We start from the raw sequence: 13,573 nt of genomic DNA on the forward strand, positions 1-13,573 counted from the left end.
GAGAGAAGGATGGAGGCAAAGGTAGAAGTTAGAGTACAGTCCAACCCGGCTTGTAAGCAGGAACAGGCGGTAAGTCCCGGCAGGCTTGTCTGGAACCGTCTTAGGAAAAATAAATTAGCGGTCAGCGGCCTGGTTATTTTACTGGCTATCGCTGTCGTATCTGTGGCTGGGCCCTGGTGTTCGCCCTATACCATGGAATCCATGGATTTTTCCAGCAGGCTTACAGGACCCAGCGGCGCGCATCTACTGGGCACCGACCACCTGGGACGGGATGTATTTACCCGGCTGATGTATGCCGGGAGAATCTCCTTAACGATTGGCATTGTCGCTGTGCTCATCGAAGTGATCATTGGCGGCGGCCTGGGGGCTGTCGCCGGTTTTTATGGCGGGAAAGTTGATGGGCTGATTATGCGTGTTGTTGATATATTCTTATGTCTGCCGTTTTTACCGCTGCTCATTGTATTAGGCGCCATACTTTCCGATTTCAAGGTTTCGCCCCAGTACCGGATCTATATGGTCATGTTAATTTTGGGGCTAGTTGCCTGGCCGGTCATCTGCCGTGTTGTCCGCGGGCAGATTTTATCGCTGCGGGAACAGGAATTTATGCAGGCAACGGAGGCGGTGGGCTTAAAGGACAGGCGAAAAATTTTTCATCATTTGCTGCCCAACACCTTTCCGGCGATTATTGTTGCCGCTACGTTAGGGATCGGTTCAGCCATTCTCACCGAATCCGCGTTAAGCTTTCTGGGTTTGGGAGTTATGCCGCCGACCGCATCCTGGGGCAATATGATCCAGGTGGTGAATGACCTGTATTCGATTCAGCATTATTCCTGGCTATGGATACCGCCGGGAGTCTGTATCTTATTGACGGTAATGGCCATTAATCTGTTCGGTGACGGGTTAAGAGACGCTCTTGATCCTAAGTTGAAGAAGTAGGGGGAAGGGCAATGGCTGAAAATTTAGTGGAGTTTAAAAATGTAAAGACCTATTTTTTTACGGAAGAGGGCACCGTCAAAGCCGTAGATGATGTTAGTTTTACGATACAAAAAGGACAAACCCTGGGCGTAGTTGGTGAATCGGGCTGTGGCAAAAGTGTCGCCGCTATGTCGCTGTTGCGGCTGATTCCCAACCCTCCCGGCCAGATTATTGACGGACAAATCGTATTTGAGGGAAAAAATGTGCTGGACCTAAGTGAGGAGGAAATGCGTTCAATTCGCGGCAATGACATTTCGGTGATATTTCAGGAACCCATGACCTCGCTCAATCCCGTATTTACGATTGGCGAGCAGATTGGCGAAGTGTTGATTCTGCATCAAAACATGAGTCCTGCGGCAGCTACCCAGAAGGCCGTGGAAATACTGAAGCTTGTTGGGATACCCCGGGCGGAGGAAATCGTGAATTGCTATCCTCACGAACTCAGCGGCGGCATGCGGCAGCGGGCGATGATTGCCATGGCGGTAGCCTGTAATCCGAAGCTGTTAATTGCCGATGAACCCACTACCGCGCTGGATGTAACGATTCAGGCCCAGATACTCGATTTGATGCGCGGCTTAAAAGAACAATTGAATTCCGCGATTATGCTGATAACTCATGATTTGGGGGTTATTGCCGAAATGGCGGACTATGTGGTGGTCATGTACTGCGGCAAGGTGGTCGAAGCGGCTCCGGTCAGGGAACTTTTCGCCCAGCCGCTGCACCCCTATACTACCGGGCTGCTAGAGTCCAAACCGGCCATTCATCAGGATACCGAGAGGCTGTATTCGATTCCCGGACAGGTTCCCAATCCGCTCAATCTTCCCGCAGATTGCCACTTCTCGCCCCGGTGCGGGAAAGCTTGTGCAAAATGCCAAGAACAGGAACCGCCGCTGATAACGGTCAGTGAAAACCACCGGGTAGCCTGCTGGCTGTATGGGGAGGGGAACATATCATGAGGGAACCGTTAGTGGAAGTCGAAAATCTGAAAAAATATTTCCCCATAGTGAAAGGCGTATTTTCTAAAACAGTAGGCTATGTCAAGGCGGTGGATGACGTTTCGTTTACCATCAGGAAGGGGGAAACCTTAGGCCTTGTGGGTGAATCAGGCTGTGGGAAGTCAACCTTAGGCAGAACCATCCTGAGATTATTGGATAAGACCGCGGGCAAGGTATTTTTTCAGGGTCAGGATTTATACAGCTACAAAAAAGAGCAGCTGCGCAAGCTGCGTCCCAAGCTGCAAATTATTTTTCAGGACCCCTATAGTTCCTTAAATCCCCGCATGACGGTGGAAAACATTATCGGCGAGGCGTTACTCGATCATGGCCTTGTGCCTAAGAATGAGGTGCGGGACAAAGTGCTTGAGGCCATTCAAGCTTGCGGGCTGGCTTCGTATCATAGTAAGCGGTATCCCCATGAGTTTTCCGGCGGGCAGCGGCAGCGGATCGGGATTGCCCGCGCCTTGATATTGAATCCGGAATTTATTGTTGCCGATGAACCGGTATCCGCGCTGGATGTTTCCATCCAGTCGCAAATTATTAACATGCTGGGGGATTTGCAGCAGCAGCACGGTTTTTCCTATTTATTTATTTCTCATGACTTAAGCGTGGTAAAACATATCAGTCACCGGGTCGGGGTGATGTATGTGGGCTCGCTGGTAGAGATGGCGACGAAAGAAGAATTATACAGTCATCCGGCTCATCCGTATACCAAAGCCCTGCTGTCGGCGGTGCCGATCCCCGACCCTGCGGTGAAGCGGCAGAGAATTCTATTGCACGGCGATACGCCGAACCCGTCCAACCCGCCGCCGGGCTGCAAATTTCATACCCGCTGCGCCTATGTTACGCCCCGGTGCAAGGAAGAAGTTCCTGCCTACCGGGAAATCGCCAAAGACCATTTCGTTGCCTGTCATGTTATTTAGGAAAAGAAAGTTGCCGGCAGAGGTGGAAGCGGTGCAGGATAGTGACGAAGGCGGAACCCGGATTGGCGGAAAAGATCTTGTGGCGGTTATGATTGCCCAGGTAATGATAGTACTACCGGTCATTCTATTATTTGGTTTTGGTATTGGCGTGGTTATCTGGGGCATTTTGAGTTTTTGGAGTTGGTGAGTCCCAAGAAAGCTCACAGGCAATGGGTTCGTGCCATTTTGTGCCTTGAGCAAAACGAAAGGAATGGTTATTAGTATGAGAAAAAAAGTTGTCCTGGCTCTTGCGGCTGTTTATATGATGAGCGTTGCCGGTACTGCTCTGGCTGCTCCTGTTAATCACTTCAATGACGTTCCTGCCAGTCATTGGTCCTATGAGGCTGTGACCAAGTTAAATCAGGCCGGGATCGTGAGTGGTTATGCTGATGGAACTTTCCGCGGGGAAAGAACCTTGACCCGCTATGAAATGGCGCAGATTGTGGCCAATGCCTTGACCAAGCTGGAAAAAGCTACTGATGAGCAAAAAGCTGTTATTGAAAGGCTTTCTGCGGAATATTCCTCCGAATTGGAAAACCTCGGTGTCCGCATGGCGGCTGTGGAGGCAAAGACGGATAAGGTAAAATTCAATGGCGAATACCGGATTAGGTACCTCGGGACGCATGCCACTGACGAAGATGGTGTAAAAACGAAAGATAATGTGGTAGATGGCCGTCTCCGCCTCTGGCTCACCGGCAAAATCGACGACAGATGGCAATTCAAGACCCGGTTGCAACAGATCAGTGACTTAAAAACCAGTGACGGTCACTACGGGAGTAGTTATCTAAAAGCTTTCGACGGTGATAACCGTGCCACCTATGGCAATGAAGGAATTGACGGCACGATAAGACTGAACCGTGTTTATGTTCATGGCGATCTTAACTGGGGTACCATCGAGGCCGGAAAAATTCCGCTGTATACCGGTAATGGAATGCATTACAGCGGCCCGATTGACGGGGTGACGGTGGGTTTTGGTAAAGAACTTAAAGTAACCGGCTTCTTTGGCCGATCCCTGAATGCCAATCAGATTTCCAAAGGCAGTTATCAAATTAAGAACGGCAAGATCATCACCACGGCACCGGAGTATGGTGACAACAATTTGACTGGCGTAAACTTAGATTATAATTTTACTAAAAACCTGAACTTTAAAGGTGCCTATATGAGTGCAAACCCGGTTGGCTCCGGGGATAAATTCCAAAAGCAAAAATATTGGGAAAGCGCGTTAAACTATAATCTTACTCCCGATCTTGTCTTAACCGGTATCTATGGCGGCTCAGACAAGGATGAGGATAACAGAGGTTATTTCGGAGTTCTTAGTTATAAGAACTGTGATACGTCCAAGCCGGGCTCCTATGGTATGTATCTTGAATATGCCCACCTGGAGGAGAATGCTCTGATGGACTCTGGTTTGACGGATTGGGACCTGGATAAAAACCAAAAGGGTTTCTATTATGAGTTTAATTATTGTCCGGCTAAAAATGTAAAGGTTAATGTCAACTATACGGACTGGAAAGCGGTTAAAGGTTCCGATAAAGCCAAAAGCTATGGCGGTTTTGTCAACTATTACTTCTAAGGGACAAGCTGGTGTTTACCGCAAGGTATGCATGCGAAAGCCAGTGTGCATACCTTGCTTTATCCGATGACTAACCCGCTCTAAGACTCCCTCTTCTCCAAGAATTCTCTCTCTACGCCTTGGCGGCGGTGGAAGGGACGGACGGAATCACTCTTTAGATGAATGGTTTGATCCAGCCAACTCCTATTTAGGCATTTAATGAGGCCGCAACAAAAATTAGGCGGTTTAAAGGTTTTTACTTCTCTACAGCGATTGTCTGTTCTTTGTTAGCCATTAAAAGCACCGGCAGGACAGCGCATATCGCAATAAAAGCCATAATATCATAAATCCAATGTACACCAAAGGAAGAAGCGATAAAGCCAAAGAGCAGCGGCGTAATCATATTGGTAGTTCCGCGACAAAAGCCGTTAATTGCAAAAATGTCGTCATAGTTGTGTTTTTCTCTAACCGGCTCTGTAATAATCGTTTGGACAACTGGAACAGTCCCTTTTGTTACAATGCCCAGCAAGAGAGAGGTTCCGACAATGATAAAAAGTTGCTGGCCTATAACTAGAAGCACAAGAAGTATTGCCATTATAACCTCTGAGATAACAAATACTCTGCGTGTGCCGAAGGCATCAACCATTCTGCCGCAAGCTGCTTTTCCGAGAAAGCAGCCCAAGGTAAAGGCCAGTGCGAAAGTGCCGATGACTTCGGGGTCAATCCCTTTTGCAAAAAGAAGAAAAGGCAAAAAAGTAAAAATTTTATCGCTTGCAAATGCATCAAGTACGCTTGCGCTGATCGGCAACGCATATTGGGGATTGCGTAGCAGGGAAAAGGAAGGAAAACGGCTTGTTGTTTTTGCTGCTGTATTTTGCTTGATAGTTTCTTCTTTGTGGCAGGAGGAAACCAATATATAGCCTGAAAATAGCAAAACGCCCAGGCCATAGGTTAAACAGATAATTCTCCATCCTGGAAATCCGAACAAAGAAACCGCGCCAATAAAGCCGGCGAGTGAGGCAAAAGGAATTCTGCCAATATCGCCAATCGCTGTAAAATCACCCATAGCTTTTCCCAGTGACTGTCTTTCAGAAGTTAATGTAAGATAGGAAAACGCTACGTTGTGAAACAAACTAAACCCTGTATTTGCCAGGATAAAACAAAATCCTGCAAGATAAATATTGGTTGCAAACGCATTTGCGAGAAATCCCAGGCCATATAGTGCCGTTATAATGAGGAAGGTGCGCAGCGATCCTATGGTTTGGGAAAAGAATTTGGTAGATAACCCGGTAAGAGTGCTTACCATAATCGCAAGCGAGATAATGATACCGGCGGCTTTCTCATTAGACCCAAACGCAAGGATCATGAAAGATAGAAGTAGCGGCGCACTGTCAAATAGGCCGTCAATGATTATATGAAACGTATTAAGCAGGTATTGTTGTTGTTTAAGCATATTCTGTACCTCTATAATGTATTAGTTTCGTAGCTAAATCCATTATAGCCCTAGAAAATCATGGTAACAATTGTGATATACTTATACTGTACCGATACAGTTGGGGGTTGAATGTGTGAGGAAGGCCTACGAGCAGATTGTCGATGATATGGAAACATTCATTCAGGAAGGCAGATTCAGGCAGGATCACAGATTACCATCGATCCGGGATTTATGTACTACATATGGGTGCAGCAAAAGTACCGCAGTGAAAGCATATGATATTTTAAAGAGCAAGCACTTAATCTATTCTGTTCCCCAGAGTGGCTGTTACGTGGTGGAGAGTCGTCCGAAGATAGAACAGACTAATACTGCAATCATTGATTTTTCTAGAGGAAACCCGCTGTTCAATAATATCTATATTCCCGACCTGAAGCACTGTCTCGACCGGGCAGTTGACATATGCAGTACCAATAGCTTTGGCGGGGATAAGCTCTACGGTATTCCGTCGTTAAGAAACCTATTGCCCAAATACCTGGCTGATTTTCAAGTATTCACAACTACCGATAATATCTTCGTCAATCTGGGTGTTCAGCAAGCTCTCAACATGTTAAACCAAATGCCCTTTCCTAATAAGAAAGACACCATCTTGATTGAACAACCTACCTTCAGGTATTATACTAACTTTTTAAAAAGTAACGGTGCCAAAATTCTGGGCATACCACGAGATAAAGACGGAGTTGATATAGACTTTCTGGAGGCACTTTTTAAGAAAGAAAAGATTAAATTTTTTTACACGGTGCCCAGTAGTCACAATCCGTTAGGTACTTGTTATAATAAGGAACAACGCAAAGCGATCGCACGCTTGGCGGAAAAATACGATGTATATATAGTAGAAGATGATTATTTTGGCGATATCCTAGTTGGCAACTATGGAGATCCCATATATTCTTACGGTGATCATATCCATCATATCTACCTGAAGAGCTTCATCAAAATAATACCCTGGATTAGAATTGGCATAACCGTTGTTCCGTCGCAACTATTACCTATCTTTACTGAATATGTAAAGTATTCCTATTACCATTCCTACTTTTCGCCATCTCTGGTATCCCAGTCTACTTTAGAAATCTATATACGCAGCAATTTGTTAAAGAAACATGTCTCTTCCATCAAAAATGAATTATCTGTAAGGCTGGACTGCCTTAAGATACATTTCGCAGAGGCAGGCAAGTCCGGGCTGGAATGGATAGGAGGAGAGAACGGTTTTTATAGCTATCTGAAACTGCCTGACCATATTAACGAGGGCCAATTTGTGGAGAATTTAAAAAGACGACGGGGCATTTTAGTTACGCCTGGAAGTGAGTGTTTCGTTAACAGTCATTATTATAAAAAAGGTATACGGCTAAGTGTGGCACGCACAACTGTGGACGATATTAATAAAGGACTTCCTGAAATTCACAATGAGATTATGAGGATGCCTTTGCGATAAAAATAGTCCATTACAGCAACAGATGTCTATACTGGATTACAGGAAAATGCTTACTCATAACAAAAGATCCAATAATTTACTTTTTAATTATTGGATCTTTGGAATTTATACGGCTGTTGCGAACCATTTATGGTTCTGGAAAATATGATTGTTGTGCCGCCAATGCCCCACGTACAATAGCCTCCTCCAGTGCCACCACGGCGGCTGTGCCCACCAGCGTAACGAGTTCGTCGCTCGTCAGGTTACTGGTGTATGAGCCCAGGGCGAGGCAGAAAATCGTATCACCGTCGGCTTGCGTATCGGGGGAGATGGCCCGAGCCATGCCATTCTCGGCAAGTGCCGCCACCCGGTTGGCCTGTGCCTTGGTAAGCTGCGCATTGGTAGCCACTACGGCGATCGTGGTATTCCGGGTCTGGGTGGTTGGCGCCGGTACACCGGACAGCATAGCCCGGGTCTGATTGACAAAAGTTCCATTAGGACGTAGTGCTCCGACAACGATACGTTCTCCATACCACACGTCTCCGACAGGATTAACCACGGCCAGGGCCGCCACCACAGGGCCGCCGGGAATACAAACAGAGGCAGTGCCCAGTCCGGACTTCATAGGTCTTCCGTAGATTTTCCCTGCCGTTGCTCCCGCCCCGGCCCCCACATTTCCTTCCGTCACGGGGCCCGCATTTGCAGTCTGGCAGGCTTCGTAGGCCAGGGCCGCATCAGGCGGGGGTGCTCCATTGGCGTAGACGAGGTCATTGATGACCGCCGCAGGTACGAGCGGCACAGCGGCGATTTCTTGCTCAACCAGCCAGCGCATTACTCCGCCCGTCGCCGGCAGCCCAAAGAAACTGCCTCCTGTGAGGAGCAACCCAAATACAGGATACTCCGAGGTGCCGGGTCGGAGGATATCAGTATTCTGGGTACCGGGACTACCGCCACTTACAGATACACCGGGGACTGCCCCGTCCGGACAGAGAATTACCGTACAGCCTGTACGGCAGCTTTTGTCCTCGGCATTTCCCACCAGGATGCCGGGAACATCGGTAAGTCCTCCTGTAGCGGCTACTTTCAATTTTTTGCATTTTTCCTTACTCATTTATCTCACCCTTACCGTTAAAATTTAAGACAAAAGAACTTCTTACTAAGTCGCAGCACGCGATGGATATCGTATAGTTCTTGCATGACGGGGAGTATTGAGGGGGTTAGGTAAAATATATGATTTAACAACATAATATGTAAAGAAAGATAAAAATGTGAGTGGGCAAGCGGAGTGGATCCAAGGAGCGTCTTGACATTTAAAGTAGAATAGCCTATCATAAAGTTGTCAATGACAATTATATGGAGAAAAAAATGACTTATATTTTAACAGATGCGATTAGTTTTTTACTTAGCAGGACATATTCGAGAATGAAAAACATATTTCTTAAAAAATTAAAGAAATATGGCATTACACCTGAGCAATGGGTTTTACTCGCTAAAATTTCGGAGGAAGAAGGAATTTCACCAACTGATTTGTCGTTGGTGTCACTTAGAGATAAACCCTATACTACACGGCTTATTGAAAAACTTGAAGAAAACGGTTTGATTTTTAAGGAAGAAAGTAAAAGTGACAGACGTTCGGCATTGATTTATCTGACAAAACGGGGGGCGAAAGTAAAAAAAGAAATTATCCCAATTGCTGATGAAATTAATGAATGGTTAGTTGAAAATATGGAGGAAAACGAAGTAAAGGTACTAAAAAATTTATTGCATAAAATGTATGCTAATATTCAATCTCACAGTTGATAAATAGAATTTTTTTCAAAAATTTTGCTGGAAAATTTCAGCTTAATTTTTTACGATATAGTTGTCAATGACAATTATATCGTAATATACTATTGTATTATATTGAGAGAAGGAAAATCTAATTGAGGAGAGGGAAAAGATGATGGATTTCTTAAGAAAGTATTGGCAAGACATCGGTGGTATAGTAGGCTTAGTGGTGTGTATGGGGTTAGTTCTTTTCCATCAGCAAATGCAAGAAATCAGTGTGATTTTATGGCTGAGCTTTGTTGCAATTCTGTTTCACCAATTCGAAGAATACCGTTGGCCAGGGTATTTTCCCGGTATATTTAATGTTGTTATGTTCAAAAGTATAAATCCGGATAAGTATCCTTTAAATCGTCACTCAGCGATGATTATTAATCTTTTAATTGCTTATGGGTTTTATTTGCTTCCCCTGTTTTTTGTAGATCAGATATGGCTGGGCTTAGCGCCGGTGCTTATGGGCTTTTTTCAATTGATATGGCATGGTATTGTCGCTAATGTAAAAATCAAAGGTATTTATAATCCGGGGCTGCTTGCTGTCGTTTTTCTGCATATTCCCATCGGTGTTTGGTATATCAATTATATTACAGTACACAATTTAGCGACTGTTTATGATTGGATATTGGGAATTGTATATTTTGTTATGGCTACCTATATATTAATTATAAAAGGCAACCTGTGGCTGAAAAATGAAAAAACAACATTTAACTTTGATCAAAAGCAATTGGGGCCTTATCGCTCAAATAAAATGCGTTAATGTATAAGGATTAGGAAGGCAACAAGTCATAAACGCTGTATTAATAAGGGCATACAAGTGAATATTGACATATCGAGAAAAATAGATATAATAAAAATATGGAACCTATACTAATATTTAAAGTCTTGTCAAATGAAACTCGTCGCCAAATTTTAGAATGGTTGAAAAATCCGGATGAAAATTTTGGTTCACAAACCTGCTTACCTACTGATGCCGATTTTAAGGGAGGAATTTGTGTAGGTAGTATTCAAGCTAAAGCCGGACTGACGCAATCTGTTGTTTCAAGTTATTTATTGATGATGCAAAAAGCCGGTCTGTTAGAGTCCAGGCGCTTTGGACAATGGACTTATTATCGGCGTAATGAGAAGACCATTCAGGAGTTTTCCGATTACATTAGAAATGAATTGTAAAACTAAACTTACAAGTTTGTTTCTCTTTTTTTTCGACAAATATCTATATTTTTAGATATTTAAATTTAATGATGTACAAAATTCCACTATAGTAGCCCCAAAAAACATAAAAAGGAGGCCTTGGTTAATGAAGTTTTTAGATTTGGTACAAAAAAGAAAGTCCGTGAGGCAGTACAAAGAGCAAATGGTTGAAGACGATGCGTTAAGAGTCATCCTGGAAGCAGGAAGACTGGCACCTTCGGCGGCAAATGCTCAGCCCTGGTATTTTATTGTGGTTAAGGATGCAGGGCAAAAAGAGAAAATCGCCGAGGCGTATTCGCCATTTAATCTGACCCATTACAAAAGTGCGCCTGTTTTTATTGTCATCTGCGGAGACCACCAAAAATCCTGGCATCGCAGCGATGACGGCAAGGACCACTGTGATGTTGATATTGCTATCGCGGTCGATCACATGACCTTGGCGGCAGCGGATCTTGGCTTGGGAACCTGTTGGGTATGTGGTTTTGATCCTAAAAAGTTGAGTGAAGCACTACATCTGCCCCAGCACGTTGAACCAACAGCAGTATTGCATGTCGGTTATCCGGCTACTGAGCTTACTCAAGGCGCCCCCAAAAATAGGAGACCTTTGGAAGAAGTTGTCTTCTGGGACGGATTCCAAAATAATTTATAAGAGAAAAGGGGAATTAGTATGGAAAAGAAAACCGTCATCGCTATCAATGGAAGTCCAAGGAAAGGCTGGAATACAGCAACTTTGTTGACAAAGGCGCTGGAAGGGGCCGCATCGCAGGGAGCTGAAACGGAATTAATACACCTTTATGATCTCAATTTCAAAGGTTGTACCAGTTGTTTCGCCTGCAAAAGAAAAGGTGGCACAAGTTATGGAAAATGTGCAATGAAGGATGATTTGACCCCGGTCCTTGAGAAAATTGAGTCGGCTGATGCGATCATTCTGGGTTCGCCTATTTATATAGGGGCGGTTTCCGGAGAAATGCGATCATTTATGGAACGGCTTGTGTTCCCCTACATCGTCTATGATGAAAATTACTCTTCGCTTTTCAAGCGGAATATACCGGTAGGTCTTATTTATACCATGAACGTCCCGGAAAGCCGAATGGAGGAAATGGGCTATGTCCGGCAGTTCGAGTTGGCTGAAATGGTACTAAAGAGAACTTTCGGCGTAGTGGAATCACTTTATGTTACCGATACATACCAGTTTGATGATTACTCAAACTATGTCGTCACTTCCTTCGATCCGGAAAAGAAAGCCGCAAGACGCAAGGAAGTATTCCCTCAGGATTGTGAAAAAGCATATAACATGGGTAGGCGATTTACAGAAGCTAGCCACCCAAATACAATCGATCAGTAAGGAGGAAGCCAACTATGTCAAAAAATATCCTTGTTATGACAGGCAGCCCCAGAAAAGGCGGCAATAGCGAAAAACTCGCAGATGCATTTATTGCCGGCGCGCGGCAGGCCGGCCACACGACCGTAAAATATACAGCTGCAGATAAACATATTAAGGGGTGTATAGACTGTAAGACTTGCTTCAGTAAGGGTGTCGCTTGTTCTGTTCCGGACGATTTTAATGACCTGGCGCCGCTGTTAGAGCAGGCGGACATGGTTGTGTTTGCAACTCCCTTATATTGGTTTTCTTTTCCCCAACAGCTAAAAGCTGCTATTGATAAGTTCTATTCCTTTTTGATTGGGAAACAGACATGGAAGATAAAAGAATGCGCACTTCTAGTATGTGGCGGCGATAAGGAGGAATACAGGTACGAGGGGATTATTACCTCCTATAAGCTTATTGCTGATTACCTGAATTGGAAGGATTGCGGCATAATCCTGGTACCGGGCCTTCATGTTAAAGACGATATTCTGAAGACCGACGGACTACAGAGAGCCGAAGCATTAGGGAACAGCATACAGTAAAGGCGAAACCGTCATTACACTTGATATAACATGTGAAGTGTAATGACGGTTTGTTTAGTATACTAACCCGAAAAATGTTTGGACGTAAATTTATTTAACGCGGGCTAGTTTTTTCTTTGTACTGATAATGTTTTTGACGATCTTGTGGGCAATATCCGGGTGGGAATGATAAAATTTTTGAAAAGCGATACCGGATAATGCTAATATTTCGGTAGAGCTGATTGCAGCTATGTCTTCTGTATGTGTATTCTGCTCAGTTAATCCATTGGCCCCAAAATGTTGACCGGGCGTGACGTATTCCTTAGCTGGGCTCAGGAAGGTTAATGACTTTAATCTGCCGGAAAGTAATATATTATAGGTATAACTAACATATCCTTGAAATGTGATTATATCGTCCGGATTGCATTGTACTAAAATCCCGCAACTATGAAGGAATTTTTTCGCTTCTGTTTGAGACAAATCATGCAATAAGGTTATTCCTTCCGTTGGTAGACAACGAAAACGTTTACACAAAAGGCTCCATAATTCTTCCTCCGTAATCATTTGACTATTAATAAAGGATGAGTTATTAGCGAAAACAGTATCAAACCATTCAACTACGCTGGTATTTACTGCTTGTCTTTTCCGTGCTATGCGAAAAAGTGGAGAACGTAATTTATGAAGATGCTCAACGTCATCTATGAGCATAACAAGAGGGACTAATAGGCCATAGCCAGGGTAAAGAAAGTTTTTATAATACCTGCGGAAGCCTAGTTTCTCATAGAGAGGAAGCAAATGAATGTTGCAGGCGCCTAAGAGAAACTGGGCCTGTTCATAACAACAAATTTCATAGCATTTTGTCATAAGCAGATATAGCGCTGGTGAGCTTCGGTAAGCGGGAGTGACCATTACTTTTGTCGCATAGGCAAATTTAAGACTGTCATGTTCAGTAACACAATTGTTAAGTCTATTCAGCGCTAAAAACTCTATTACTCCTTGGGGAAATTCTACCATGGTGCCTATATTGATTCTATAAGTGGCAATTATCTTTGTACCAACTTTGGCGTATAACAATATAGCCCATTCATCTAGTTCATCATATAGAAGTTTATTATCGTAGTCTGCTTCTGCAAGATGTTTAGACATTTCTTCCACATAGATTTGATAACGAAAAAGATATATTTCCCTTTTCTCTTCCGTGGTTTTAGCTACGCAAATTTTAATTGAATCTTCAGGATTTACTATTGAGTTGGTATTTGTTTTTGTTTCATTGTTTATCATGTTCTTCTC

General features: G+C 44.1%; 15 protein-coding genes. 12 read left to right on the forward strand and 3 right to left on the reverse strand.

The window, feature by feature from the left end:
• Positions 1-9: 9 nt before the first annotated feature.
• The 5 genes from opp4C to SRRS_RS07620 all read left to right on the forward strand — a co-directional run bounded on the left by opp4C (position 10) and on the right by SRRS_RS07620 (position 4,505).
• Positions 10-936, forward strand: coding sequence for an oligopeptide ABC transporter permease (opp4C, locus tag SRRS_RS07600; RefSeq protein WP_371367673.1), 927 nt, complete (start codon positions 10-12; stop codon positions 934-936).
• A gap of 11 nt (positions 937-947) precedes the next feature.
• Complete coding sequence (locus SRRS_RS07605; RefSeq protein ID WP_371367675.1) at positions 948-1,931, forward strand: ABC transporter ATP-binding protein; 984 nt, start codon at positions 948-950, stop codon at positions 1,929-1,931.
• A complete protein-coding gene (locus tag SRRS_RS07610) occupies positions 1,925-2,893 on the forward strand; it encodes an ABC transporter ATP-binding protein (protein ID WP_371369749.1) in 969 nt (322 codons plus the stop codon). Before SRRS_RS07605 ends, SRRS_RS07610 begins: the two co-directional genes overlap by 7 nt.
• Positions 2,894-2,903: 10 nt before the next feature.
• A complete protein-coding gene (locus tag SRRS_RS07615) occupies positions 2,904-3,080 on the forward strand; it encodes a hypothetical protein (RefSeq protein ID WP_371367677.1) in 177 nt (58 codons plus the stop codon).
• A 75-nt stretch (positions 3,081-3,155) separates the two neighbouring features.
• The gene (locus SRRS_RS07620; protein ID WP_371367679.1) at positions 3,156-4,505 is read left to right on the forward strand and encodes an S-layer homology domain-containing protein; all 1,350 of its coding nucleotides are present in this window, start codon (positions 3,156-3,158) and stop codon (positions 4,503-4,505) included.
• A gap of 235 nt (positions 4,506-4,740) precedes the next feature.
• On the opposite strand, the gene SRRS_RS07625 is transcribed toward SRRS_RS07620, so the two are convergent.
• A complete protein-coding gene (locus SRRS_RS07625; RefSeq protein ID WP_371367680.1) occupies positions 4,741-5,937 on the reverse strand; it encodes an MFS transporter in 1,197 nt (398 codons plus the stop codon).
• 115 nt (positions 5,938-6,052) lie between these two features.
• Between SRRS_RS07625 and SRRS_RS07630 the strand changes: the two genes are divergently transcribed.
• Positions 6,053-7,408, forward strand: coding sequence for a PLP-dependent aminotransferase family protein (locus tag SRRS_RS07630; RefSeq protein ID WP_371367682.1), 1,356 nt, complete (start codon positions 6,053-6,055; stop codon positions 7,406-7,408).
• 127 nt (positions 7,409-7,535) lie between these two features.
• Here the strand turns inward: SRRS_RS07630 and SRRS_RS07635 are convergent, their stop codons facing one another.
• Positions 7,536-8,498: a P1 family peptidase gene (locus tag SRRS_RS07635; RefSeq protein WP_371367684.1), complete on the reverse strand. Its 963-nt coding sequence runs from the start codon at positions 8,496-8,498 to the stop codon at positions 7,536-7,538.
• A 254-nt stretch (positions 8,499-8,752) separates the two neighbouring features.
• Here SRRS_RS07635 and SRRS_RS07640 point away from each other — a divergent pair, with 254 nt between their 5' ends.
• The 6 genes from SRRS_RS07640 (at position 8,753) to SRRS_RS07665 (ending at position 12,304) form a co-directional block, all read left to right on the forward strand.
• Positions 8,753-9,187: a MarR family winged helix-turn-helix transcriptional regulator gene (locus tag SRRS_RS07640; protein ID WP_371367686.1), complete on the forward strand. Its 435-nt coding sequence runs from the start codon at positions 8,753-8,755 to the stop codon at positions 9,185-9,187.
• Positions 9,188-9,326: 139 nt separating this feature from the next.
• Entirely contained in the window at positions 9,327-9,965 is a 639-nt protein-coding gene (locus SRRS_RS07645) for an HXXEE domain-containing protein (RefSeq protein ID WP_371367688.1), read from the forward strand.
• A gap of 98 nt (positions 9,966-10,063) precedes the next feature.
• Positions 10,064-10,375, forward strand: coding sequence for an ArsR/SmtB family transcription factor (locus SRRS_RS07650; RefSeq protein ID WP_371367690.1), 312 nt, complete (start codon positions 10,064-10,066; stop codon positions 10,373-10,375).
• A gap of 127 nt (positions 10,376-10,502) precedes the next feature.
• Entirely contained in the window at positions 10,503-11,045 is a 543-nt protein-coding gene (locus SRRS_RS07655; RefSeq protein ID WP_371367692.1) for a nitroreductase family protein, read from the forward strand.
• Positions 11,046-11,063: 18 nt separating this feature from the next.
• Entirely contained in the window at positions 11,064-11,741 is a 678-nt protein-coding gene (locus SRRS_RS07660; RefSeq protein WP_371367694.1) for a flavodoxin family protein, read from the forward strand.
• Between the two features lie 14 nt (positions 11,742-11,755).
• Positions 11,756-12,304: a flavodoxin family protein gene (locus SRRS_RS07665; protein ID WP_371367696.1), complete on the forward strand. Its 549-nt coding sequence runs from the start codon at positions 11,756-11,758 to the stop codon at positions 12,302-12,304.
• A 90-nt stretch (positions 12,305-12,394) separates the two neighbouring features.
• Here SRRS_RS07665 and SRRS_RS07670 read toward each other — a convergent pair whose 3' ends face one another.
• Entirely contained in the window at positions 12,395-13,564 is a 1,170-nt protein-coding gene (locus tag SRRS_RS07670; protein ID WP_371367697.1) for a GNAT family N-acyltransferase, read from the reverse strand.
• Positions 13,565-13,573 lie beyond the last annotated feature (9 nt).

This window comes from Sporomusa rhizae, assembly GCF_041428845.1.
In the GTDB taxonomy this organism is placed as follows: Bacteria; Bacillota; Negativicutes; order Sporomusales; family Sporomusaceae; genus Sporomusa; species Sporomusa rhizae.

What these genes read in the sequence shown, in the direction of transcription:
- SRRS_RS07655 (WP_371367692.1), top strand. Translation starts at nt 10,503, where the DNA reads ATGAAGTTTTTAGATTTGGTACAAAAAAGAAAGTCCGTGAGGCAGTAC.
- SRRS_RS07670 (WP_371367697.1), bottom strand. Translation starts at nt 13,564, where the DNA reads ATGATAAACAATGAAACAAAAACAAATACCAACTCAATAGTAAATCCT.
- SRRS_RS07665 (WP_371367696.1), top strand. Translation starts at nt 11,756, where the DNA reads ATGTCAAAAAATATCCTTGTTATGACAGGCAGCCCCAGAAAAGGCGGC.
- SRRS_RS07650 (WP_371367690.1), top strand. Translation starts at nt 10,064, where the DNA reads ATGGAACCTATACTAATATTTAAAGTCTTGTCAAATGAAACTCGTCGC.
- SRRS_RS07620 (WP_371367679.1), top strand. Translation starts at nt 3,156, where the DNA reads ATGAGAAAAAAAGTTGTCCTGGCTCTTGCGGCTGTTTATATGATGAGC.
- SRRS_RS07645 (WP_371367688.1), top strand. Translation starts at nt 9,327, where the DNA reads ATGATGGATTTCTTAAGAAAGTATTGGCAAGACATCGGTGGTATAGTA.
- SRRS_RS07635 (WP_371367684.1), bottom strand. Translation starts at nt 8,498, where the DNA reads ATGAGTAAGGAAAAATGCAAAAAATTGAAAGTAGCCGCTACAGGAGGA.
- SRRS_RS07640 (WP_371367686.1), top strand. Translation starts at nt 8,753, where the DNA reads ATGACTTATATTTTAACAGATGCGATTAGTTTTTTACTTAGCAGGACA.
- SRRS_RS07625 (WP_371367680.1), bottom strand. Translation starts at nt 5,937, where the DNA reads ATGCTTAAACAACAACAATACCTGCTTAATACGTTTCATATAATCATT.
- SRRS_RS07660 (WP_371367694.1), top strand. Translation starts at nt 11,064, where the DNA reads ATGGAAAAGAAAACCGTCATCGCTATCAATGGAAGTCCAAGGAAAGGC.
- opp4C (WP_371367673.1), top strand. Translation starts at nt 10, where the DNA reads ATGGAGGCAAAGGTAGAAGTTAGAGTACAGTCCAACCCGGCTTGTAAG.
- SRRS_RS07605 (WP_371367675.1), top strand. Translation starts at nt 948, where the DNA reads ATGGCTGAAAATTTAGTGGAGTTTAAAAATGTAAAGACCTATTTTTTT.